The following is a 22,519-nucleotide window of genomic DNA, read 5'->3' as shown; positions in this document are numbered from 1 at the left end:
CAACATTCTAAAGATCAGTTGAAATGATTTTACATGACAAAGGTATAGTGGTTTTGTCTTCATTAAAACATCGATTTTGGCATATTTATATACATAATTATCATTAACGGGTATTATATTATGATTTTAGGTTAAAATAGTGTATATTATTGTTAATCTGCCATAGGTTTTAGACTTCTATCGGGCTAACTTTGCAATAACAAATAGACTATGAATACAAGAAAACCTACTTTAGAAAAGATAAGCCCTGAATTTGGTAGTTCAATTTTAGTAAGGAAACATAAAATTGATGCCTATAAAGGGGAAAAGAAACCATTTTGGCATTTTCATCCTGAAATAGAATTGGTTTATGTTAATAAAGGCCAAGGTAAACGTCATATAGGAAATCATTTATCTTATTTTAATAACAGTCAATTACTGCTAATTGGATCTAACTTACCGCATAATGGTTTTACCGATCGTTTAACAATTAATGGATCGGAAACGTTAGTGCAGTTTAAACCTGAATTTTTAGGAAGTCATTTTTTTGATATTCCAGAGATGGAGGCTATTAATAAAATGTTTGAATTGTCTAAAAAAGGGATTCTTTTTGGTGTTAAGACCAAACAGAAGTTAGGGAAGAAGATCGAGAAGTTAAATGAAAAAGAAGGCTTTAAAAAAATACTGATTTTATTAGAGGTATTACACGGTTTGGCAAAATCTGAGGATTATACCATTTTAAATGCAGATGGTTTTGCTTTTGAAACAGAGCCTCAAGATAGTGCTAAGATTGATGTTATCTTTAAGCATGTTAACCAAAACTTTCAAGATCATATTAGTTTAGACGAGATTGCAGATAAAGTGAGTATGACGGTTCCTGCGTTTTGTCGCTACTTTAAAAAAGTAACGGGTAAAACATTTACAAAATTAGTTAACGAATATCGTATTGTACATGCCACCAAACTACTTTCTGAAAGTCAGATGAGTATTGCAGATGTTAGTTTTGAATGTGGATTTAATAATTTTTCACACTTTAATAAATTATTTAAAGAGTTTACAGGAAAAAGCGCTTCTAAATATAGAGGTGAATTGAAATTAATGGTTCAATAATTAAATTTCATACTTATGGATGACAAAATAGATATTGCAATACTTTATTATTCTAAAAAAGGCCAAGATATTTTAGATGCAGTAAATTCTAATAATAACTTGTCTGCAGATGAAATTATTCATTAGGGATAGGAAATGGCAGCTATTGAATATAAGTTAACGGCTTTAGAGGTGGCTAAAGAGAGTTAGCCTATTTTTTTTATTCCCATTCCTTACAGGAGGCTGTATTAAGAATTTATAAACAATATCTAAAGTAATAGTATGGCTTTAACTCCTCTTTTAAAAATATTGTAAATTGGCAAAATAATTTTCAATATGAAATACACAACATTTTTTAATGTAGTAGTTCTATGTTTAACGCTACTGATAGTAAGCTGCGAAAAAGATGAGATTAAAGTTTCAGATGCTGAATATGTTTCAGGTGGTAGTGGTACATCGTTAAATACAGGGGCTATAGCGATTGATTTTAATATTCCTAATAATTATGCTATGGCAAGAGTTCGTGTTGAATTTCCAGAAGTTAATATTATAAAAGAAGAAAGCGGATCTGGTGATAAACAGGTTAGGCTTGAAAATGTGTCTTCTGGCATATATAATTACACGTTTGAATTCTGGGGAACAGAAAATAGTTACAATACTGGAGGCATCGAAGAAGCACCCTTAAGTAAATATTTTATAATTAATGAAACCGTTGAGGTTATAAATGGAAAAACATTAAATATAAAAGTACATTGGGATTAATTACAGCTTTCCTTCCCATTCTGCATAAAACTGTTTCAGAAAGCCTTCCATATAATTATGGCGCTCTAAGGCCATGCGTTGTCCTGTTTTAGTGTTCATTTGATCTTTTAGAAGTAACAATTTTTCGTAAAAATGATTTATTGTTGGTGCTTCAGAATGTTTGTATTCGGCCTTAGTCATGTTAAGATTAGGCTTAATGTCTGGATTATGGAGTGCTCTGTTTTTAAACCCTCCATAATTAAAACAACGTGCAATACCAATGGCACCAATAGCATCTAAGCGATCGGCATCTTGTACGACTTCCATTTCTTTAGACGTAAATGCAGTATTCAAATCGAATGAATTTTTAAAGGACATGTTGTCGATAATTTGAGTCACATGTTCAATAATTTCACTATCTACATTGTGTTTTAGTAGAAATGTACTTGCTATTTTAGAGCCTAAAGCTTCATCTCCATTATGAAATTTAGGATCCGCAATATCGTGTAGTAAAGCTGCTAACGACACAACTGTAAGGTTTACATGCTCATGTTTGGCAATTGATAAGCTGTTTTTATAAACGCGTTCAATATGAAACCAATCGTGGCCTCCTTCAGCATGTTTAAGTTCGGTTTTAACGAAATCAATAGTAGCTTCAATGAGTTGCGCATCAGAAATTGTCATACGAAATAATTATGCCGGATCGACCCATTTAAATTGATATGAATTTTCAGGAATCTTCATACGTTCAGACAAACGATACATTCTTGGAGGTAGTTTCATTAAGTAATCTCTTGCTTTTTCAGCTTCCTCATTTAGTCCGGTCATTTTTCCTATGTCCCAACGGTCAATTAGTTTCTGTAAGATATCTACATAATCGTTAGAGGTATAAACTCCAAGACGTTGTGCAGTGTTCGAAAATTCTTCAAAAGCCGTACCAATACTCTCACCAGACTCTCTTAAAAAGTGTGCTGGCATCGCAATTTTTCGTTTCATCATATCGTGAAAAGCCATCATCATCTGGTTAGGATCTATAGCAAAAATGCGCTCTACAAATTCCGAATAGGCATGGTGGTGTCGCATTTCATCTCCTGAAATGATTTTACACATTTTAGCCAATTGTTTATTGCCTTTTTGTTTGGCAATTTTAGCGACACGATTATGAGAAATATAAGTCGCTAATTCTTGAAAGCTTGTGTATACAAAGTTTTTATAAGGATCTCTGCCTGTACCAATATCAAAACCATCATTAATTAAATATTGTGTGGTTTTTTCAATCTCGCGCATATTTACACGACCAGATAGGTATAAGTATTTATTTAAAACATCACCATGTCTGTTTTCTTCACCTGTCCAATGTCTTAACCATGTTGACCATCCGTTACGTTCAATTTGGTCAACACCTTCAACATCCATAAGCCAGGATTCGTAACTAGGTAAGGCTTCTTCGGTGATCATATCTCCAACTAAAACGACCCAAAAATCGTATGGTAGTTCTTTAGATAACTCTCTAATTTCTCTAACCTCTTCATGGAATGAATCTTTTGTAGAGTCTGGAAGGAAATCTGTAGGTTGCCAGATTTTCTCAACAGGGATTAAATATTTTTCAATAAGCGATTGTACATCTTTTTCGAGATGCTGCATCACTTCTAATCTTACATTTTTTAGCGACATCTTAATAGTGTTTTTTGGTAATTAATTCTCAATGGCAGCAACAATGGTTTGTTCTACTTGCTGAATTAATTCAGCCTTAGTTGTAAAGTTAACAATTTCTAAGGGCTTATGAACAGTAAATTTTATATGATTTCCAATTCCCATTGGGAAATTTCCATAGCGTAACATTTTCCATGAGTTATTAACTGTAATAGGAACAATGAGTGCCGAAGGAACTTTTTTAATAAGCATTTCTAAGCCTTTCGTTTTAAATGGTCTTGGAACTCCATTCTTACTTCGCGTACCTTCGGGGAAAATAACGGCTGCTCTTTTTGTTTTTTCAATATAGTCTCCAAAGGCCATCATTGCAGATAGCGATTGTCTCGCATCTTTTCGGTCTATTAAAACAGAGCCTCCGTGACGTAAATTATAGGACACACTTGGAATACCTTTTCCTAGTTCTTTTTTAGAAACAAACTTTACATGGTGCTTGCGTAGATACCACATTATAGGTGAAATGTCGTACATACTTTGATGGTTGCAAACAATAATTAAGGGTCTGTCTGTACTAATGTTATAAGGATTGTAAAATGAGATTCTAGTACCCAAAAGGTTAAGGCAGCGCATAATAAAAAATTGTAGCCAATCTACACTAATCTTAAGTGCTTTATAACCAAACACATTAAAGCTAATCCATTGGATTATATGAAATATAACCAAGGTTAACCCAAAGCATAAATAAAATATAATAGAAAGCGGATAGGCTAGTAGTTTTCTCATGTCACAAAGGTAATCATTGCAATTTATGTACAAAAAAACCACGATAAAAATCGTGGTTTAAATACTTCGTTTTTTTATCTTTTTTTAGCAATGCTCGTTATAAGCATCTTTAAGATTTTCTGCAATTAATTCTGCAGGACGACCTTCAATATGGTGACGCTCTAACATGTGTACTAGCTCTCCGTCTTTAAATAAAGCCATACATGGCGAACTTGGAGGAAAAGGCACCATGTGTGCTCTGGCGGCATCAACAGCCTCTTTATCAACACCTGCAAAAACAGTGACGATATGGTCTGGTTTTTTTGCATTCGCTAAACTCATGCGAGCACCTGGTCTTGCATTTGCAGCAGCACAACCACAAACAGAATTTACAACCACTAAAGTTGTTCCTTCTTTTGCAATGGCCTTATCTACAGCTTCTGAGGTGTGTAATTCTTCAAAACCGACGTTGGTTAAATCCTCACGCATTGGTTTTACTAATTCTGCTGGATACATATTTTTATGTTTTAATTAATCTTAATTTGAATTGCAAAGATAATGAAAAATAGTCGCGTGTATAATGTGTTTAGTAAGCACTTTGAATGGTGGTATATTGTTTTTCAATATAACAAGTTCTAACCAAAACGGATTACCTGCTGAATGTGAGTAAAAAACCATCAGCAAGAACACCTTCGTCTAGTATAAGTTGTGTTGCTGATAAGCTTGTAATATTATAGCTAAAGGAATTGATAATTACCGACATGTCTCCATTGGTTTGTGTAACAACTTCATAGTCGTAAGTACCAGTAGGGAATCCGTCATAAACAACATTTGCGGTATTGTTGTTGGTAACAGTTAATTCTGAATTATTAGGATTAAAATCCCAAGTTATGAGGCCGATTTCAAAATCATCATCAACTCCGGCTAAACCGCCAGAAACGTTTACTAAAGACCAAGGGGTATTTGGTGTTGGCTCTATGTTTTGTTGTGTATCATCACTGTTGCAACTTATTGTCAATAGCATTAGTATCAAAATATAATAGGTTGTTTTCATAATTTATAGTATATAGGTTTTAAATGTTAATAGAAGTCTATCAAGAGGAACTCCGTCATCTAATGTTAACGCAGCATTTATGTATTCTAATCGTTTTAAATTATAATCGTCATCAACAATAAGGTATTCTAAATCATCAATTGAGGTATTATCAGTAGTCTTAAATACGGCCAGCGATAAGCATGGAAGCGCAAATGAGTAAAATAAATATATTGATTTTCATAGTGTTAAGGTAGGTGATATAGTTGTAAAATACAATTTTGCTGAAATGGTTGCGTCCAAAACGTAACAAATTGCATTTCGATACCACTAACAAATAGTATATTTGAATTTTAGAAATAAATATAAAATTTATGAGTTTTGCAAAATGGATTGGTGGTGCTTTAGGTTGGTCTTTTGGAGGTCCGATTGGTGCTATAATAGGATTGGCACTTGGTAGTTTTGTTGATAATTTAACAGATAATGGGACTCCGTTAATTGGTGATCGTCAAACGGGAAAACGTGAACGTGATTCGTACCGAACAATGCCAAATTATGGTAAACGAACGTCGCAATCACAAACACAATCCGGAGATTTTGAAGTCAGCCTGCTAATTTTAGCGTCTATTGTTATTAAAGCCGATGGCAAACAAGATCAACGGGAATTAGATTTTGTACGTCAACAATTTACCAATATGTATGGTAAAGATAGGGCTAATAAAGCCTTTGAATTGTTTAAACGTATTGCTAAGCAGAACATTTCTACGCGCCAAGTGTGTTTGCAGATTAAACAAATGATGGATCATGCATCGCGATTACAATTACTTCATTTCCTATTCGGAATTGCAAAAGCTGATGGTTTAGTGACTGAGGATGAATTGCGCCAAATCTATACCATAACAGGGTATTTAGGAATTAGTAATAGGGATTACGAAAGCATAAAAGCCATGTTTTATAACAGTAGCGATAATGCTTATAAAATATTAGAAATTGATAAGTCAGTTTCTGATACAGAGGTTAAAAAAGCCTATCGGACTATGGCTAAGAAATACCATCCCGATCGTGTTGGTCATTTAGGAAAAGAACATCGCGAAGGTGCTGAAGCTAAGTTTAGACAAGTGCAAGAAGCTTATGAACATATTCAGAAGGAACGAGGGTTTAAGTAAACTTGTAGTTGATGGTTGTTTGTGTTTAATTAGAAGATGACAAATTTGAAACTACAAAAGTTTATTTTTTCCTTTCTTTTTCTTTCTGTCTTTTTTCAATGTATTTAAAGTAGCGTTGCGTTTTATACTTGTTGTAAATGAAAACACATAGCACAATAAATCCTACAAGGATTAATCCATTTTTTCCTGTAACGTAATTGAGTAGTTTCATAATGATTTAAAATATTTAATCTCTGTCGTTAATTACGGTGAAATCTTTCATTGTATTACCCTCTAAACAAAAAGAAGTCATCCTTCATATCTTCAATTTGCGCATCTTCATTAGTAATAATGTAATCAATGGCTTTAGATGTGAATTCATCTCCTTTTTTAGTTAAGGACACAATATTGTCTTCAATATGAATCATATTATTTTTTTTGGCTAAATCGAGAACGGTTTTAGCACGTACTTTTTGCCAATTAATATGCTCGTTGAGGTGATTAACGTGGCGCTCTTCAATTTCATCATGGTTTTTTAAATGCAATAAGAACGTGAGTAAAGAGACTTCGGTGCGTTGTTGCTTTTCGCGATAAATAACGGCTATAATACCTTTTGATGGTGCAAATAAATACACTAGTAAAAATACTAAACCAAGAACGGTTGTTATAGAACCTGCAATAGAAGCATCTAGCCAATGCGCCACCCAGTACCCGAAAATAGCACTGAAAACCCCAAAACTTATCGCTAAAGCGAGCATTTTCTTTAAATCTGTAGTCAGTAAATAAGCAGCAGCAGCAGGAGCAATCATTAAAGCGACTACCAAAATGGCACCAACAGCATCAAAAGATCCAACTGTAGTAACTGAAGCTACAGACATTAATCCATAATGAATAATCGCTGGTGAAAACCCTAAGGATGCCGCCAAACCTTTGTCAAAGGTGCTTAGTTTTAATTCTTTAAAAAATAGAATTAAAAGTGTAATTGTGATGAGTAGAATAGTGCCAACGACCCAAAGTGATTTTGGACCTACATCAGTTCCGGCAATGAGTAACCTATCAAAAGGAGCAAAGGCTAATTCGCCTAATAAAACAGCATCGACATCTAAATGGACATCGTTGGCGTTTTTAGCAATTAGAATGACTCCAATACTAAACATGGCAGGAAATACTAGTCCTATGGCTGTGTCTTCTTTTACCAATCCTGTTTTCTGGATATATTCTACTAAAACCACCGTAATAATACCTGTTAAAGCCGCTAGTAGAATTAATAAAGGTGAATTTAAATCTTGTGTTACAAAAAAACCAACAACAATACCAGGTAAGATAGAATGACTAATAGCATCGCTAATCATAGCCATTTTTCTAAGGACTAAAAACGTCCCAGGAATGGCACAAGCAACGGCCACTAAACTTGCTATAAGTTGTATTTCAAGTTGCGCGTTACTCATCTTCGGTGGATTGTTTAGTGTACAAATTAGCAGCTGCGTCAAAACCAGTTTTGGTTAAACTCCACATATTTCCATCAAGTTGAACATAATCTTTATCTACTAATTTTTGAAGGGTAGAGCGTGTATAACCTTGAAAATTATTTAAAAGTTTTATGGCATGTGGATGTGAAATATCTTCGTGAGTTTCTGCAATATGATGCATAAATGCGAGTGTTTTATGTAGTTCTAAATCGCGACGATTTTTAATAAATCGGATTTGCTTAAATAGCAAGCCACGACTTGGAGAAAATATAAATGAAAACATTACAAAAACTCCAGCGACTAAAACAATAACAGGACCAGTAGATAAATTATCTTGACTCGCACTAATTGCTGTTCCAAAGACGCCAGAAAAGGCACCAAAAAGCGCTGCTAAGAGTACCATAATTGATAAACTGTTTGTCCATTGTCTGGCAGCAGCAGCAGGAGCTAATAGCATAGCACTCATTAAAACCACTCCAACGGTTTGAAGTCCTAACACAATAGCTAAAACAATAAATGTTGTGATAAGAATATCTATAAATTTGGTGTTAAAACCAAGTGTTTTGGCGTAATCGGCATCAAAGAGTAAAATTTTAAACTCTTTCCAGAAGGTGAGCATGACTATAAAACAGATTCCTGTAACAATAGCCATTAACCAGACATCACTTTCTACTAAGGTAGCTGCTTGTCCGAAAAGGTACTTGTCTAATCCGGCTTGGTTAGCATTAGGTTGTTTTTGAATAAAGGTGAGTAATAACATTCCAAATCCGAAAAACAAAGACAGAATTAAACCTAAAGCGGTATCTGATTTTAAGTGGGTTTTGGTGACAATACCTCTAATCCAAAACGTGCCAATTAAGCCACTAATTAAAGCTCCAATTAATAACGTATTACTGTCTTTAGCTCCAGTAATTAAAAAAGCAATCGCAATACCTGGTAAAGCGGCATGAGAAATAGCATCTCCTAATAAACTTTGTTTTCTAAGTACAGCAAAACTACCAAGCATTCCAGTAACAGCTCCTAATATGGCTGTTCCAAGTGTGATGGTTCTTAGCGTGTAGTCTGTAAAGACAAGTTCTATGTATTCGATTAAGTTTATGGCCTTTAATGTTTTATGGGGGTGCAAATTTCTATTAGAACCCCATTAATATCTCTTAAATATCCTACTTTTTGTCCCCAAGGTTTTTGGGTAATACTTTCGTATTCAGTAGCACCTGCTGCTAATGCGTTTTTAAAGTCTATTTCAATGTTTTCAGTTGTAAAAGCCATTTCAATTCCGTTGGGTTTTTCATGTATTGAAAGTTGTTTAAAGCCTTTTTTTAAGTTTGAATTGCCTAAGGAATGAGATGCAAAAGCGATTGTGGTTTCACCTGAAAGTAACTCTCCATAATCATGCTCTGGTGTGATGAATTTTTTTTGAAATCCAAAAGCATTTTCATAGAATGACATGGTCTTTTCAACATCTTCGACATATAAAATGGTGTATGCGTATTTCATGTTTTTATTGATTTCATGTTTGTAATAGCGTAAGCACTGCTTACTGCGACTCAAAACTGACAACTATTTTTTACTCCTGTATACTTACTTTATAATTAATGCCATAAGTCTTTGTTAAATTATCATCATTAAAGATATCCTTTACGGGGCCTGTGGCAATTTTTTTCACGTTTAAAAAGGTTACCCAATCAAAATATTCTGGAACAGTTTGTAAATCGTGATGCACTACAATCACTGTTTTTCCTGCTTTTCGTAATTCTTTTAAAATATTTATGATAGCAATTTCGGTCGTCGCATCAACGCCTTGAAAAGGTTCATCCATAAAATAAATAGAGGCGTTTTGTACCAATGCTCTGGCTAAGAAAATCCGTTGTTGTTGTCCACCAGAAAGTTGACTTATTTGTCTGCCTTTGAACGCTAGCATACCTACTTTTTCTAAGGCTTCGAGTGATGCTTTCTTTTCTTTTTGTCCAGGACGTTTTATCCAGCCTAAACTGCCGTAAGTTCCCATCATCACAACATCTAGTGCTGTGGTTGGGAAATCCCAATCGACGCTGCCTTTTTGAGGAACATATGCGACGAGTTGGCGTTGTTTTTCATAAGGTTTGCCGTAAATAGTTACACTACCAGCAATAGGTTTTAAAATTCCTAAAATAGATTTTATAAGTGTCGATTTTCCGGCTCCATTTGGACCAACAATAGCCATTAAAACTCCTTCTGGGATTTCTAAATCGATGTCCCAAAGTACAGGTTTGTAGTTGTAGGCAACGGTAAGGTCGTCTACTTTTACAGCAATTACTCCTGCGGAAACGGGAGTCTTATTATCAATAGTTTGTTCTTTCATAATTTTAGTTCTGTTCATTTTGTTTTGATACAAAACGAACCAAAAAATCACAATCAAAATTGGAAATTACTCATTGATTTTTATAGATTCAATAAGGAATTCGTGAATGTAGAGCATTTGCTAAAAAGCATCACTCACTTTCAGAACTTCGTGCTTGAGGCTGCGCCTCGCATCTACGTTCCTTCGTTCATTATGTTTGAATTTTGATGTTCAATTCTCTAAATTGATTAGGACATTCTTCTTTGCAATATTAGTTTTCAATTTCTTTTTATTTAATTTCTTTAAAATAGCCTTCACTACAAACTGCAACTGAATTTTATTTTAAAGCATTTACAATCGTGTTTACATTATATTCAAACATACCAATATAAGTGCCTTCTGCTGTGCCTGCATTTCCGAGTGCATCAGAATACAAGGTGCCTCCAATTTTTACATCGTGTCCTTTTGATTTTACTGCAGCTTGTAAGGCTTCAATTGTTCGTTTGGGTACAGAACTTTCTATAAATATAGCTTGAATATTTTTTTCGATAATAAATGTAGCCAATTTTTGAACATCTTGCACACCTGCTTCAGTTGCTGTAGATATGCCTTGTAAACCAACCACTTCAAATCCGTAGGCCTTTCCAAAATAATTAAACGCATCATGAGCAGTTACTAATATTCGTTTTTCTTTGGGAAGTGTGGTTATTGTTTGTTTTACCTTGTCTTGAAGTGCTTCTAATTTAATGATATAAGCCTTCTTGTTAGTTTCGTATTTTAAAGCATTTTTAGGGTCTTTTTCTGATAAAACACTGGCTACTTTTATTGCAAATTGCTGAAAATAATTAATATCGAACCAAACGTGTGGATCGTAATTTGAAGCAAAATACTCTGAACCTATTAATGTTTTTTTGTCTAAGGCATCTGAAAGTGCTATCGTGGTTTTGTTGGTGCTTTTCATTTTTTCAAGGACTTCTACGAGTTTACCTTCTAAATGTAATCCGCTGTAAAAAATAATATCTGCATTGACTAATTTAGAAACGTCTCCTTCACTGGCTTTATAAAGGTGTGGATCTACTCCGGAACCCATTAAACCTTGTACATTCACCATGTCACCACCAATATTTTGCACCAAATCGGTTATCATGGTCGTAGTGGTTACGATATTGAGTTTGCCGTTATCTTTAGATTCATCCTTACACGCCGTAAAAATGAGCGTGATAGCTAAGAAGAAAATTATTTTTTTCATATATCTAAATATTTATTACGAAGGTACTAAAATTGTATGATTAATTTAGGTTATATCTCATTCCAAAAAATAATCTTATACCTTGGTTGGGGCCATAAACATATGATGGGTCAAATGTGAGTGCGTATGGATTGTCTGTTGTAGGAATGACATCACCATCTCCATTAAATTGAACGTTTTCATCAAAAGGGTCATCTGCTCTAGCGATTATAAAAGGGTTTCCTTCATTTGGTGTCCAGTTTAATAGGTTTTTTACACCAGCATAAATTTCAAGATTATTTAGACCATCATAGGTTGCTTGTATGTTTTGGATGCTCCATGTTGGTGAATACTCTTGTCTTGGATCTAAATCTCCTAACAATGGCAATCGCATTGGTCCGTAAAGATTTCCTGTATAGTCTAATGTCAAATTTGTTTTATAATTCTTGTAGGACAGCGACCATACGCCAGCGTATTGCTCGGTTAAAATTTGTTTAATGCGTTGGCCATTTTCAGTTTGAGAAACATCTTGATAAGTAGCTCCTATAGACGCTTTTATACCACTGCCAAAAACGGCATCGACATTAAAACTAAGACCTTTAGACGTGGAGTAACCATCCAAGTTACTGTATATGATTTTATTAGGATTGGTGTCGTAATCTGGTAGTATAGCGTTAGTAAAATACGTGTACCAAGCTGAGGTGTCAAAAGTAAAATACATACCATTGTCTAGGTATAATTTTTTCAAATAATTAAGTGTAACATTATAGGATTCTTCAGGTTGTAAAGCCTCTTCTATGATAACATCTCTTGCTCCGGTAAGTGCTGCGTGTTCTTCGGTAAATAAATTGACGACTCTAAAGCCGGTACCTGCATTAAGGCGTATAATGTCATTATCAGTGGGTTTGTATCTATAGGCTATTCTTGGTGTAAAAATATGGCCATGTCTACTATCGTAATCATAACGCATACCAAGTAATAAACTTTGCTTTTTGTTGAAAGCAATTTCATCTTGAATGAATAGTGAAGGCATTGTTACTTCGTCGGCACTTATGGTTGCGGTTGTATTGTCATTATAATAATTATAACGTAATGCAGTTCCGAATAATAAGTCGTGTTTGTCTATTTTTTTATCCCAAATTAACTGTCCAAAACCAATGCGTTGTTGTGCTAAATAAGGAGTGTTTCCATATACTGAATTTTGATCGTGATCGGAATATGAAAATTGAAAGTTTACTTTTTCACTCAACGGCAATTCGTAGTCTCCTAAGATTTCAAAGCGCGACGTATAAATGCTTTCGCCATAAATAGCATCTCCACCTCTATACGTTTTGTTCCATTGGAGTTCGCCTCCCCAACGATCTTCATAAAAGTAACGACCAGCCAAAGATAATTTTCGGTTACTTGCCCTTTTAAAATCCCATTTTTGAAATATTGAAATGCGATCTTGTAAAGTTAAATCTGTAAAATTATCATTGTTATTATCTACAAGTTCATCAAACTTAAAGTAGTTAGTACCTACTAAAACAGTTGCTTTTTTACCTACTTGGGCTTTAAAACCAAGGTCTAAGTTGGTTTCGCCCCAACCCGTTACAAAGGCATCTGCAAAGAAACGAGGGGAATTTTCAGGTAATTTGGTAATCACATTTATAAGTCCACCAACAGCCTCACTACCATATAATGAAGATGCAGGTCCTTTAACTACTTCTATTTGTTCAATAAGTGAATTAGGAATTCCAGATAACCCATAGACGGTAGATAATCCACTGACAATAGGCATACCATCGATTAAAACAAGGGTATAAGGTCCTTCTAAACCATTGATGTGAATGTCGCCAGTATTGCAAACGTTGCAGTTTAATTGTGGACGAACTCCATTAACATTCTGAAGCGCTTCAAAAATATTTGGTGTTGGATTTTTCTTTAAAAACGTAGGTGTATAAACCTCTACAGGGACAGGGCTTTCTAATCTTGAAACCGCTTTTAAGGTTCCTGTGATAATCACTTCATCAAGTGCATCATCTTCGTTTAAGTTAAAGGTGATATAGCTATTCTTGGCTTTAATTATAACCGTTTTCTTTTGAAGAGTATACCCTGTAAAAGAAGCAGCTACTGAATAATTTCCAGACGCTAAGTTAGGGATGCTAAAGACACCATTCTCATTAGTTGTGGCACCTTTATCTGTGTTTTCAATATACACATTTGCATACGGAAGAGGCTTACCGTTGGATAGAACTTTTCCTTCTAAACTAAAAGTTGATTGTGCTGTTGTATTAGCACAAATCATAAATATAATTATATTAATTAGTCTCATCTTGAATTAATTTTACACAAATATAAAAATACTTTTAGATTAGTCTAAAAATATTTTAAGAAGTTTAGTTTTTCTATATTTGCAGAACACGATAAACTTATGATTACACTAACAGAAGAAAATTATATTAAAGCGATTTACCACTTAAGTAGTAATGGCGAAAAAACGGTAAATACAAATGCTATCGCTTCTGCTATGCAGACCAAAGCATCTTCTGTTACAGATATGATTAAAAAACTATCTGAAAAGAATTATGCGGATTATAAAAAATACCAAGGTGTTACTTTAACAGATGATGGTAGACGTGTCGCAGTAAATATTATTAGAAAGCATCGCCTTTGGGAGGTGTTTTTAGTAGAAAAATTAAACTTTTCTTGGGATGAGGTTCATGAAGTGGCAGAACACTTAGAGCATATTAAGTCTGAAAAGTTGATTGACGAACTCGATGCATTTTTAGAATTTCCGACGTATGATCCTCATGGAGATCCAATTCCGGATAAGGAGGGAAACTTTAAGCATATTGAAAAAATAGTTTTGGCTAAAGCTGAAGTAGGTTCTACATACAAATGTGTTGGAGTAGATGATACCTCTTCTAAATTTTTGAAATACCTAGACAGCAATAATATTGCACTTGGCACAATAATTACAGTGAAGCATAAAGAGCCGTTTGATAATTCTATAAAAATAGCTTTAGAGCATTCAGAAATTGTAGTCTCTCAAAGTGTGGCTAAAAATTTATACTTAAAGAAGATTTAATTCTTCGCTAATTAGTTTTTTTGTTTAAAAAGCTAAACTTATCACAAAATTGTTAGCTCTAATCGCTAGTGTTCATTTTACACTCTAATTTGGTCGATTTGTTTAATAAAACCCCAAAATATGTCTTATATGTTTAAGTTTAGTATTGTCTGTGTATTGCTTTTAATTGTTTCGATAAGTTGTAAAAGCGAAAAGAAAGCACCAGTTGAAGTAGAAACCTCTGAGCCTACCATAGAAAATAAAATGCTCACACCTATAGAAACTATTGAAGAGGCATATAATAAGGATGTATTTTTGTCTAAAGAAGCTATTGAATTAGATATGGTCATTAGTTTTGGTGGTAAAGAACGTCTTAATGGCAAAATGACGTATTTAACCAATTCTACAAAAGGGAAGATTGCATTAAATGATGGGACTTTTATTTATTTTGATGGTGATAAGGTATTTCATTCGCCAAATCTTACAAATGCTAAAGCAGCGCGATTTGATGCTTACACTTGGATGTATTTCTTACTATTTCCTACTAAGTTGAGTGACCAAGGAACTATTTGGTCTGATGTAGAAAGCGCAAAGCTTAATGATAAAACATACAATTCGCAACGTTTAACGTTTGAAGCCAATACAGGAGATGCTCCAGATGATTGGTATGTGGTTTACAGCGATCCAACAACACATATGATAGCTTATGCAGCTTACATTGTTACCGTTAATAAATCTACAGAAGCAGCTGAATCAGATCCGCATGCCATAGGTTACTCTAATTCTAAAATGATAGATGGTGTACCAATAGCACATCACTGGGAATTTTATGAATGGTCTAAAGAGGGAGGCTTAGGAAAAGTTATCGGTAATGCAACGTTAAACAATGTAAAGTTTGTAACACCAGATGCTGATACATTTTCTGTTCCTTCAGGTTTTATAGAAAAATAGGAGCAGCTTATTTATTACTATTGTTATTACGCTGTATAAAGGCTTTTAGGACGAATACGAGAATGATTTCTATGCCTATATAGAAAATTCCATGAACAATAGTTAGATTAAATATGGCTACAACTACTAATGCCGAAATTAAAAGACCAATGCCTATAAGAATGCCATTTATGAGGTCTTTTAAAAATGTTGATTTATTTAGATTTGTAATCGAAAATGTAAGCTTATAAGAGGATTAGAATTGACAAGTTATAATTAATGAGATCCCTTTTTTACTCATTGACTTTATTTTAATAATATGGAATTCGTGAATCTTGGATTTCAATGGGATTTAGTGACATCCGCAGCCATCATCACCGCCACAAGCTTTGGCCGATTTTTTCTTAGGTGACCAAATATATTTTCGCAGGAGATAAAGTATGGCTAAACCTACCGCAGAAAAAGCTAATATATTTTGAATTATTGTATTCATTTATTTTAAGACTTGATAGGCGATTAAAGCTACAATATAAGCAAAACCACTCATAATTACTAATTGATATATGGGCCATTTCCAAGAATTTGTCTCCTTTTTCACAATGGCAAGTGTACTCATACATTGCATAGCAAAGGCATAAAATAACAGTAATGAAATACCAGAAGCAAAGTTAAATAGTGGTCCACCTAAGATAGGGTTTATTTCTCCTGCCATTCTGTTTTTAATAGTTTCTTCCTCATCACTACCAACACTATAAATAGTGGCTAGAGTTCCAACAAATACTTCACGTGCCGCAAAAGAACTCACTATGGCAACACCAATTTTCCAATCGTAACCTAATGGTCTTATTGCTGGTTCTATGGCATGACCTGCAATACCTATAAAGGAATGTTCTAATTTATGAGATTCTATTTTTTGATTTAATTCCTCTTCAGATAAGTTTTCTGAAGCGTATTGTTCTGTAACAATGGTTTCGGCGTTATTAAAATCGTCTCCAGGGCCATAAGATGCTAAAAACCATAACACAATAGAAATGGCAAGTATAATTTTACCCGCTCCAAACACAAAAGCTTTTGTTTTCTCTAAAACTGTTAAGGCAACGTTTTTAAATAACGGTAATTTATAATTTGGCATTTCAACAACGAAGAAACTCTTACTTTTTATCTTAAGAATTTTATTTAAAATCCAAGCAGAACCAACAGCAGCTCCAAATCCAATAAGGTATAAGAGCATTAAAGTTAAGGCTTGATAGCTTAATCCTAATATTCGTCCTTCGGGTATAACTAAAGCAATAATAATAAGATAAACAGGCAACCTTGCCGAACACGTAGTGAAAGGAGTGACTAAAATGGTGATTAAGCGCTCTTTCCAGCTTTCAATGTTTCGAGTTGCCATAATAGCAGGAATAGCACAGGCTGTTCCCGAAATTAAAGGCACAACACTTTTTCCGCTAAGTCCAAAACGTCGCATAATGCGATCCATTAAAAAGACCACACGACTCATATAGCCGCTCTCTTCTAGAATGGAAATAAACAGAAATAAGAAGGCAATCTGCGGAATGAATATAATAATGCCTCCAAGTCCTGAAATAATACCTTCTGCTAAAAGATTCGTAAATGCTCCTTCTGGTAAGGTGTTTTTTGTCCACTCACTTAAGGAGGCAAAAGAACTATCTATAAAGTCCATTGGAATACTCGACCAATCGTAAATCGCTTGAAAAATGGTGAGTAAAATGATTCCGAAAATTAAGTAGCCCCAAACTTTATGGGTTAGAATTCTATCTAGCTTAATGCGTAAATCCTTAGCAGATTTTAGGTCTATAGTCTGTCCTACCTTTAGTGTTTCGTTTATAAATTGATAACGTTTTATGGTTTCCTTTTGTTGCAAACGTTTTAAATCGGCCTTAGACTTCGTTTTAAAATCTTCAACTTTATCAAAGGTAGCTCGGTCTGTTTTTCCGAAGTTAACATCTTGTGTAATGACTAGCCAAAGTTTGTATAATAATTGATTAGGGAATGCTTTTCTTAAATTATCAAAATAGGCTTTATCTATGATAGAGGCATCTAGACAAGGTTCGGTAGAGAGTTCTTTGTGAGTTGCTATTAAGTCTTTTAGCTTGTCTATGCCTTTGTTTTTTCTTGTGCTTACTAATGCAATTTTAGTTTTAAGTTTTTCTTCTAAATGGTCTAGATTTAATGAAATACCTTTGTACTCCATTCTATCGGCCATATTAATGACCAGAATTGTTGGAATTTTTAAATCTTTAATTTGAGTGAACAGTAAAAGATTACGTTTTAAATTCTCTACATCACTAACAACAACAGCAACATCAGGGTAATCTTTATCGGTTTTATTTAGTAGTAATTCAATAACAACATTTTCATCTAAGGACGATGCGTTTAAGCTATACGTTCCAGGTAAATCAATGATATGCGCTTTAACACCTCGTGGTAGTTTACAGATCCCTTCTTTTTTTTCAACCGTAATACCAGGATAATTTCCAACTTTTTGATTTAATCCAGTTAGTGCATTGAAAACAGATGTTTTTCCAGTATTTGGATTTCCTATTAACGCGACGTTTATTTGCTTACTCATGTTCCGTCTCGATTAAAATGTGAATAGCAGTTTCTTTGCGTATAGCTAAATGCGTACCGTTAATGTTAAGATACATTGGGTCTGCGAAAGGAGCGACTTGTACAAGTTCTACCATATTGCCAGGTAAACAGCCCATTTCAAGTAGTTTTAATGGGATATGAATGGAAGAGACATCAGTAATAATGCCTTGTTGTCCGCGTTTTAATTCTGCTAATGTCAACTTTCGCTTATTTAGAATTGTTTTAAAGAAGCAAAAGTAAGAGAAATTTATTAGTGTAAAAAGCGAGGCGATGAATATTTAAATGCTTAACGTTTTTTTAAGAGCCTTCAAAGTATTTTAAAGTTTCAATATCTTCCAGGAGACGCGCAATATCTTCAGGTTTTGTACCATCGTAAAACCCCCTAATTTGACGTTTTTTATCAATCAACATAAAGTTTTCGGTATGAATCATATCGTAGGCATCTCCATTTCCATCGGTTTTTACGGCTAAGTAGCTTTTTCTAGCAAGTTCGTAGATTTGTTTTTTATCGCCTGTAACTAAATTCCACTTGCGATCTATAACCCCTTTTTCCATAGCGTATTTTTTTAGTTGTGCGACACTATCAATTTTTGGTGTTACAGAATGTGATAGCAGCATTACATCATCGTCGTTAATAATTTCCTTTTGAATTAAATACATATGATCAGTCATTATTGGGCAAATCGTTTGACACGTTGTAAAGAAAAAATCGGCGACATAAATTTTATCCTTATAAGTCTCTTGAGTTATCGTTTCTCCATTTTGATTAGTCAGGCTAAAATCGGCAATTTTATGATATTTTAATTGATGTTGAATGGTGCTGTCTACCAATTCTTCACTGACCATGCCAGGCTGATAAATAGGAAGTGGTTGCTTTACATTTAAGACGTTGTATATTATGGTAATGATGATGATACAAAGTATTGAAAAAAAAATCCCGAAGTTTTTATAGCCTTTGAAAAAAGAAAGAAATGACATTAGGTATGTATTAAAGATAGTTGAGAGGCAAAAATACGACTCAATCTCAATAAAAGCTTTATTTTTAACATTAAAACCAGTTCTATGAAACGATTTCTAATGTGTTTAATACTTCTATTAACGTTGCAATTAAATGCCCAAGATTATAATGAAACATTAAATGCAATTCGCAATTCGGAGGCTAACACAGCATTACGCCAAGTAATGAATGCTCAAAATGCTAATACAGGAAATTACGATGTGAAATACCATCGGTTAGAATTGAATGTCGATCCATCTATAGCTGAAATTTCTGGTGACATCACTACGTATTTTGAAGCTAAAGAAGCGATGACAGAGGTTACTTTTGATTTGGCAAATAATATGATTGTGTCTCAAGTGTTACAACGTGGTAATAGTTTAAGTTATATCCAAAATTCCGATGACGAATTGGTTATTACTTTACCCATAACACAAGCGCAAGGAGTTTTAGATTCGTTAACGGTAAGTTATGCAGGTAACCCTGTGAGTTCTGGTTTTGGTTCTTTTGAACAAACAACTCATGGTAGCGATAATGATCCTATTATCTGGACCCTGTCTGAGCCTTATGGTGCTAAAGGTTGGTGGCCGTGTAAACAAGATTTAATAGATAAAATTGATTCAATTGATGTGTTTATTACAACCCCAGAATTAAGTCCGCTAAATAAAACCTATGTTGCAGTATCTAATGGTTTAGAACAAAGCCAAACCATTGTAGGCTCTCAGAAAGTCACCCATTTTAAACATGGTCATCCTATTCCTGCTTATTTAATTGCTGTTGCAGTTACTAATTATGCGGTGTATTCTCATGAAGTTGCAAATAATGGAAATTCATTTGATATTGTAAATTATGTGTATCCAGAAAATTTGGCAAGTGCGCAAGTAAGTACCGAAGTGACTGTAGATATTATGAATCTTTTTACAAATTTGTTTCAAGAATATCCTTTTTCAGATGAAAAATATGGTCACGCCCAATTTGGTTGGGGAGGTGGCATGGAACACACTACGGTTTCTTTTATAGGTTCTTTTAATAGAGGACTTATTGCGCACGAATTGGCCCATCAATGGTTTGGTAATAAAATAACATGCGGAAGTTGGAAAGATATTTGGTTAAACGAAGGCTTTGCAACGTATTTATCTGGATTGGTGATTGAAGATTTAGATGGTGAGTCTAGTTTTAAATCATGGAGGCAACAAGCTATTAACAACATTACATCACAACCGGGTGGGTCTGTACATCTTACAGATCAAGATACCACAAGCGTTAATAGGATTTTTAGTAGTCGTCTTAGTTATAATAAAGGGGCTATGGTTTTACACATGTTAAGAAGAAAATTGGGTGATACTGATTTTTATCAAGGGCTACAGGATTATTTAGATACACCAGATTTAGCTTTTGATTATGCGAAAACTCAAGATTTTATTGATGCTATTGAATTATCAACGGGTGAAAATTTAGAAGAATTTTTTAATGATTGGGTTTATAATGAAGGCTATCCAAGTTATACCGTGAATTGGAATCAGAATGAAAATCAGTTGCAGTTGATGCTATCGCAAACCCAAAGCCACGCGTCCGTTTCTTTTTTTGAAGCTGATGTGCCAATTAGAATTTTAGGAACGTCGGGAGAATTTTTTGATCTTGTTTTGAACAATACAACTAACAATGAACAGTTTTTTGAAACCGTCAATTTTACAGTTCAAGAGGTGTTAATTGATCCGGATTACCATTTAATTTCAAAAAACAATTCGGTAAGTTTAAGTACATCTGATTTTAATTTTGAAGATGATATAATAGTATATCCCAGTTCAACAACATCTGTAATAAACCTTATAAAGCCAGAGCATATAGAGGTTGAATCAATTAAAGTGTATAATAGTTTAGGGCAATTAGTATTGCAGCACCGTTGGAGTTCTCAAATTCATTTAGATGCTTTAGCATCAGGTTTGTTATTTGTGCAAATTCAAACAAAGGATAAGACAATCACTAAAAGAGTTGTGAAAATATAGCTAAGGTGCTGTTTTAACGTATTCCTATGTTTTTTTTAAATATACGTTTGATATAAATACATTACTTTTGCACATCGAAATTTGAAAATAATTACATGGAATTTGTTATAAAAATATCTCAATTTTTACTTAGTTTATCTTTGCTTATTGTCTTGCACGAGTTAGGGCATTTTATACCTGCAAAGCTTTTTAAAACCAAAGTTGAAAAGTTTTATCTCTTTTTTGATGTGAAATACTCACTCTTTAAAAAGAAAATAGGGGACACGGTTTATGGAATAGGATGGTTACCACTAGGCGGTTATGTGAAAATCGCAGGAATGATTGATGAAAGTATGGATAAAGAGCAAATGGCTTTACCACCACAACCCTGGGAATTCCGTTCTAAACCAACTTGGCAACGTTTAATTATTATGCTAGGAGGGGTTACGGTAAACTTTATTTTGGCTTATGTTATTTATGTAGCAACGTCGTTTACTTATGGTGATTCTGATGTTAAAGTAGAGAGTTTAAAAGATGGATATTGGATTGATAATCCTACATTAGTAGATATTGGTTTCAAAACCGGTGATAAAGTATTAGCGATTAATGACACTCCAGTAGTCAATGATTCAGATATTGGTTTTAATCTTATTAGTGCAGAGTCTATTACAGTTAATAGAGACGGTAAGGATTTAAAAATAGATTTACCTGAAGATTTCTTAGGGCAATACTCTTCTAGTAAGAGTAAGCTTAATTTCGAATTCCGTATTCCTTTTATGGTTGGTGAAGTTGCAGATTCGTCTTTAAATGCTAAGAAAGATTTAAAAGTTGGAGATGTTATAAAAAGTATCAATGGTAAGGAACTAAAATATTTTGATCAATTAGATGAAGTAACTAAGGGATTAAAAAACACAACGGTTTCTGTTGAGGTGTTAAGAGAAGATAATTCGATTGTAAATAAAGAATTGGTTTTGGATGCTGAAGGAAAATTTGGAATCAGACCATATAACAATCCGCCTAGATTTGAAGAATTAGGATATTACGATATTTTTAGAAAAGAATATACGTTTGGTCAAAGCTTTGGTGCTGGTTGGAATAAGTTCACAAAGACTATAAGCAATTATGGAGATCAATTAGCGGCTATTTTTAATCCAAGTACCGGAGCTTATAAAGGTTTAGGAGGATTTAAAGCTATTTACGATCAGTTTCCAAGTTCATGGAGCTGGCCATATTTTTGGGGTTTAACGGCATTTTTATCTATTATGCTAGCAATCCTTAATTTATTACCAATACCAGCTTTAGACGGAGGACACGTTGTGTTTTTACTATATGAAATGATTTCTGGACGTAAGCCAAGCGAAAAGTTTTTAGAGCGTGCTCAAGTAATTGGATTTTTTATTTTAATCGCTTTAGTACTGTTTGCCAACGGTAATGATATTTTTAAAGCCCTGACAAATTAAATTTTTTTAAAAAAAAATAATATTTCTTTTTGTAATAATGAAAATACTATATATATTTGCACTCGCAAA

Annotated in this window: 21 protein-coding genes; 7 read left to right on the top strand and 14 right to left on the bottom strand. The window is 33.9% G+C overall.

Annotated elements, in window-relative coordinates; genetic code table 11:
- Positions 1 to 210 precede the first annotated feature (210 nt).
- Entirely contained in the window at positions 211 to 1,089 is an 879-nt protein-coding gene (locus ACXGSQ_RS02730; protein WP_458628113.1) for an AraC family transcriptional regulator, read from the top strand.
- Between the two features lie 315 nt (positions 1,090 to 1,404).
- Positions 1,405 to 1,830 (top strand): hypothetical protein, encoded by a 426-nt coding sequence (locus ACXGSQ_RS02725; protein ID WP_458628112.1) that lies wholly within the window; start codon positions 1,405 to 1,407, stop codon positions 1,828 to 1,830.
- Here the strand turns inward: ACXGSQ_RS02725 and ACXGSQ_RS02720 are convergent, their stop codons facing one another.
- The 5 genes from ACXGSQ_RS02720 to ACXGSQ_RS02700 all read right to left on the bottom strand — a co-directional run bounded on the left by ACXGSQ_RS02720 (position 1,831) and on the right by ACXGSQ_RS02700 (position 5,275).
- Positions 1,831 to 2,493: an HD domain-containing protein gene (locus ACXGSQ_RS02720; protein ID WP_458628111.1), complete on the bottom strand. Its 663-nt coding sequence runs from the start codon at positions 2,491 to 2,493 to the stop codon at positions 1,831 to 1,833.
- 9 nt (positions 2,494 to 2,502) lie between these two features.
- On the bottom strand, positions 2,503 to 3,483 hold the full coding sequence (locus tag ACXGSQ_RS02715; RefSeq protein ID WP_458628110.1) for an acyl-ACP desaturase: 981 nt from the start codon (positions 3,481 to 3,483) through the stop codon (positions 2,503 to 2,505).
- A gap of 21 nt (positions 3,484 to 3,504) precedes the next feature.
- Entirely contained in the window at positions 3,505 to 4,242 is a 738-nt protein-coding gene (locus ACXGSQ_RS02710; protein WP_458628109.1) for a lysophospholipid acyltransferase family protein, read from the bottom strand.
- Between the two features lie 84 nt (positions 4,243 to 4,326).
- Positions 4,327 to 4,737 carry a BrxA/BrxB family bacilliredoxin gene (locus tag ACXGSQ_RS02705; protein WP_458628108.1) on the bottom strand — a complete coding sequence of 137 codons (411 nt, stop codon included), beginning with the start codon at positions 4,735 to 4,737 and terminating at the stop codon, positions 4,327 to 4,329.
- A 133-nt stretch (positions 4,738 to 4,870) separates the two neighbouring features.
- Positions 4,871 to 5,275, bottom strand: a complete 405-nt coding sequence (locus ACXGSQ_RS02700; protein ID WP_458628107.1) for a hypothetical protein — start codon at positions 5,273 to 5,275, stop codon at positions 4,871 to 4,873.
- Positions 5,276 to 5,628: 353 nt separating this feature from the next.
- Between ACXGSQ_RS02700 and ACXGSQ_RS02695 the strand changes: the two genes are divergently transcribed.
- Positions 5,629 to 6,420 (top strand): TerB family tellurite resistance protein, encoded by a 792-nt coding sequence (locus tag ACXGSQ_RS02695; RefSeq protein ID WP_458628106.1) that lies wholly within the window; start codon positions 5,629 to 5,631, stop codon positions 6,418 to 6,420.
- 266 nt (positions 6,421 to 6,686) lie between these two features.
- Here the strand turns inward: ACXGSQ_RS02695 and ACXGSQ_RS02690 are convergent, their stop codons facing one another.
- From ACXGSQ_RS02690 to ACXGSQ_RS02665, 6 genes are all read right to left on the bottom strand, one after another.
- Positions 6,687 to 7,847, bottom strand: coding sequence for a metal ABC transporter permease (locus ACXGSQ_RS02690; protein ID WP_458628105.1), 1,161 nt, complete (start codon positions 7,845 to 7,847; stop codon positions 6,687 to 6,689).
- Positions 7,840 to 8,967 carry a metal ABC transporter permease gene (locus tag ACXGSQ_RS02685; RefSeq protein WP_458629310.1) on the bottom strand — a complete coding sequence of 376 codons (1,128 nt, stop codon included), beginning with the start codon at positions 8,965 to 8,967 and terminating at the stop codon, positions 7,840 to 7,842. The genes ACXGSQ_RS02690 and ACXGSQ_RS02685 overlap by 8 nt, the downstream gene beginning before the upstream one ends.
- Positions 8,968 to 8,972: 5 nt before the next feature.
- Complete coding sequence (locus tag ACXGSQ_RS02680) at positions 8,973 to 9,365, bottom strand: VOC family protein (RefSeq protein ID WP_458628104.1); 393 nt, start codon at positions 9,363 to 9,365, stop codon at positions 8,973 to 8,975.
- A gap of 70 nt (positions 9,366 to 9,435) precedes the next feature.
- Positions 9,436 to 10,209 carry a metal ABC transporter ATP-binding protein gene (locus tag ACXGSQ_RS02675; RefSeq protein WP_458629309.1) on the bottom strand — a complete coding sequence of 258 codons (774 nt, stop codon included), beginning with the start codon at positions 10,207 to 10,209 and terminating at the stop codon, positions 9,436 to 9,438.
- 316 nt (positions 10,210 to 10,525) lie between these two features.
- Positions 10,526 to 11,437, bottom strand: a complete 912-nt coding sequence (locus ACXGSQ_RS02670; protein WP_458628103.1) for a metal ABC transporter solute-binding protein, Zn/Mn family — start codon at positions 11,435 to 11,437, stop codon at positions 10,526 to 10,528.
- 40 nt (positions 11,438 to 11,477) lie between these two features.
- On the bottom strand, positions 11,478 to 13,730 hold the full coding sequence (locus tag ACXGSQ_RS02665) for a TonB-dependent receptor (protein WP_458628102.1): 2,253 nt from the start codon (positions 13,728 to 13,730) through the stop codon (positions 11,478 to 11,480).
- Between the two features lie 99 nt (positions 13,731 to 13,829).
- Here ACXGSQ_RS02665 and ACXGSQ_RS02660 point away from each other — a divergent pair, with 99 nt between their 5' ends.
- Positions 13,830 to 14,486: a metal-dependent transcriptional regulator gene (locus ACXGSQ_RS02660; RefSeq protein WP_458628101.1), complete on the top strand. Its 657-nt coding sequence runs from the start codon at positions 13,830 to 13,832 to the stop codon at positions 14,484 to 14,486.
- A 120-nt stretch (positions 14,487 to 14,606) separates the two neighbouring features.
- The gene (locus tag ACXGSQ_RS02655; protein WP_458628100.1) at positions 14,607 to 15,416 is read left to right on the top strand and encodes a DUF6503 family protein; all 810 of its coding nucleotides are present in this window, start codon (positions 14,607 to 14,609) and stop codon (positions 15,414 to 15,416) included.
- Positions 15,417 to 15,888: 472 nt separating this feature from the next.
- Here the strand turns inward: ACXGSQ_RS02655 and feoB are convergent, their stop codons facing one another.
- From feoB to ACXGSQ_RS02640, 3 genes are all read right to left on the bottom strand, one after another.
- Positions 15,889 to 17,988: a ferrous iron transport protein B gene (feoB, locus tag ACXGSQ_RS02650; protein WP_458628099.1), complete on the bottom strand. Its 2,100-nt coding sequence runs from the start codon at positions 17,986 to 17,988 to the stop codon at positions 15,889 to 15,891.
- A complete protein-coding gene (locus ACXGSQ_RS02645; protein WP_458628098.1) occupies positions 17,981 to 18,208 on the bottom strand; it encodes a FeoA family protein in 228 nt (75 codons plus the stop codon). Before ACXGSQ_RS02645 ends, feoB begins: the two co-directional genes overlap by 8 nt.
- 97 nt (positions 18,209 to 18,305) lie before the next feature.
- On the bottom strand, positions 18,306 to 18,986 hold the full coding sequence (locus tag ACXGSQ_RS02640; protein ID WP_458628097.1) for an SCO family protein: 681 nt from the start codon (positions 18,984 to 18,986) through the stop codon (positions 18,306 to 18,308).
- An 84-nt stretch (positions 18,987 to 19,070) separates the two neighbouring features.
- On the opposite strand from ACXGSQ_RS02640, the gene ACXGSQ_RS02635 reads away from it, so the two are divergent.
- On the top strand, positions 19,071 to 21,011 hold the full coding sequence (locus ACXGSQ_RS02635) for a M1 family aminopeptidase (RefSeq protein ID WP_458628096.1): 1,941 nt from the start codon (positions 19,071 to 19,073) through the stop codon (positions 21,009 to 21,011).
- Between the two features lie 95 nt (positions 21,012 to 21,106).
- Complete coding sequence (rseP, locus tag ACXGSQ_RS02630) at positions 21,107 to 22,450, top strand: RIP metalloprotease RseP (protein ID WP_458628095.1); 1,344 nt, start codon at positions 21,107 to 21,109, stop codon at positions 22,448 to 22,450.
- Positions 22,451 to 22,519: the final 69 nt, after the last annotated feature.

Source organism: Winogradskyella sp. PC D3.3, assembly GCF_054366245.1.
This window is presented reverse-complemented; position numbering and strand designations above follow the sequence as displayed.

Excerpts from the sequence above, each read along its gene's own strand:
- ACXGSQ_RS02675 (WP_458629309.1), bottom strand. The coding sequence starts at position 10,209 with ATGAAAGAACAAACTATTGATAATAAGACTCCCGTTTCCGCAGGAGTA.
- ACXGSQ_RS02660 (WP_458628101.1), top strand. The coding sequence starts at position 13,830 with ATGATTACACTAACAGAAGAAAATTATATTAAAGCGATTTACCACTTA.
- ACXGSQ_RS02705 (WP_458628108.1), bottom strand. The coding sequence starts at position 4,737 with ATGTATCCAGCAGAATTAGTAAAACCAATGCGTGAGGATTTAACCAAC.
- ACXGSQ_RS02730 (WP_458628113.1), top strand. The coding sequence starts at position 211 with ATGAATACAAGAAAACCTACTTTAGAAAAGATAAGCCCTGAATTTGGT.
- ACXGSQ_RS02725 (WP_458628112.1), top strand. The coding sequence starts at position 1,405 with ATGAAATACACAACATTTTTTAATGTAGTAGTTCTATGTTTAACGCTA.
- ACXGSQ_RS02690 (WP_458628105.1), bottom strand. The coding sequence starts at position 7,847 with ATGAGTAACGCGCAACTTGAAATACAACTTATAGCAAGTTTAGTGGCC.
- ACXGSQ_RS02665 (WP_458628102.1), bottom strand. The coding sequence starts at position 13,730 with ATGAGACTAATTAATATAATTATATTTATGATTTGTGCTAATACAACA.
- ACXGSQ_RS02640 (WP_458628097.1), bottom strand. The coding sequence starts at position 18,986 with ATGTCATTTCTTTCTTTTTTCAAAGGCTATAAAAACTTCGGGATTTTT.
- rseP (WP_458628095.1), top strand. The coding sequence starts at position 21,107 with ATGGAATTTGTTATAAAAATATCTCAATTTTTACTTAGTTTATCTTTG.
- feoB (WP_458628099.1), bottom strand. The coding sequence starts at position 17,988 with ATGAGTAAGCAAATAAACGTCGCGTTAATAGGAAATCCAAATACTGGA.
- ACXGSQ_RS02715 (WP_458628110.1), bottom strand. The coding sequence starts at position 3,483 with ATGTCGCTAAAAAATGTAAGATTAGAAGTGATGCAGCATCTCGAAAAA.
- ACXGSQ_RS02720 (WP_458628111.1), bottom strand. The coding sequence starts at position 2,493 with ATGACAATTTCTGATGCGCAACTCATTGAAGCTACTATTGATTTCGTT.
- ACXGSQ_RS02635 (WP_458628096.1), top strand. The coding sequence starts at position 19,071 with ATGAAACGATTTCTAATGTGTTTAATACTTCTATTAACGTTGCAATTA.
- ACXGSQ_RS02710 (WP_458628109.1), bottom strand. The coding sequence starts at position 4,242 with ATGAGAAAACTACTAGCCTATCCGCTTTCTATTATATTTTATTTATGC.
- ACXGSQ_RS02655 (WP_458628100.1), top strand. The coding sequence starts at position 14,607 with ATGTCTTATATGTTTAAGTTTAGTATTGTCTGTGTATTGCTTTTAATT.
- ACXGSQ_RS02700 (WP_458628107.1), bottom strand. The coding sequence starts at position 5,275 with ATGAAAACAACCTATTATATTTTGATACTAATGCTATTGACAATAAGT.
- ACXGSQ_RS02680 (WP_458628104.1), bottom strand. The coding sequence starts at position 9,365 with ATGAAATACGCATACACCATTTTATATGTCGAAGATGTTGAAAAGACC.
- ACXGSQ_RS02695 (WP_458628106.1), top strand. The coding sequence starts at position 5,629 with ATGAGTTTTGCAAAATGGATTGGTGGTGCTTTAGGTTGGTCTTTTGGA.
- ACXGSQ_RS02670 (WP_458628103.1), bottom strand. The coding sequence starts at position 11,437 with ATGAAAAAAATAATTTTCTTCTTAGCTATCACGCTCATTTTTACGGCG.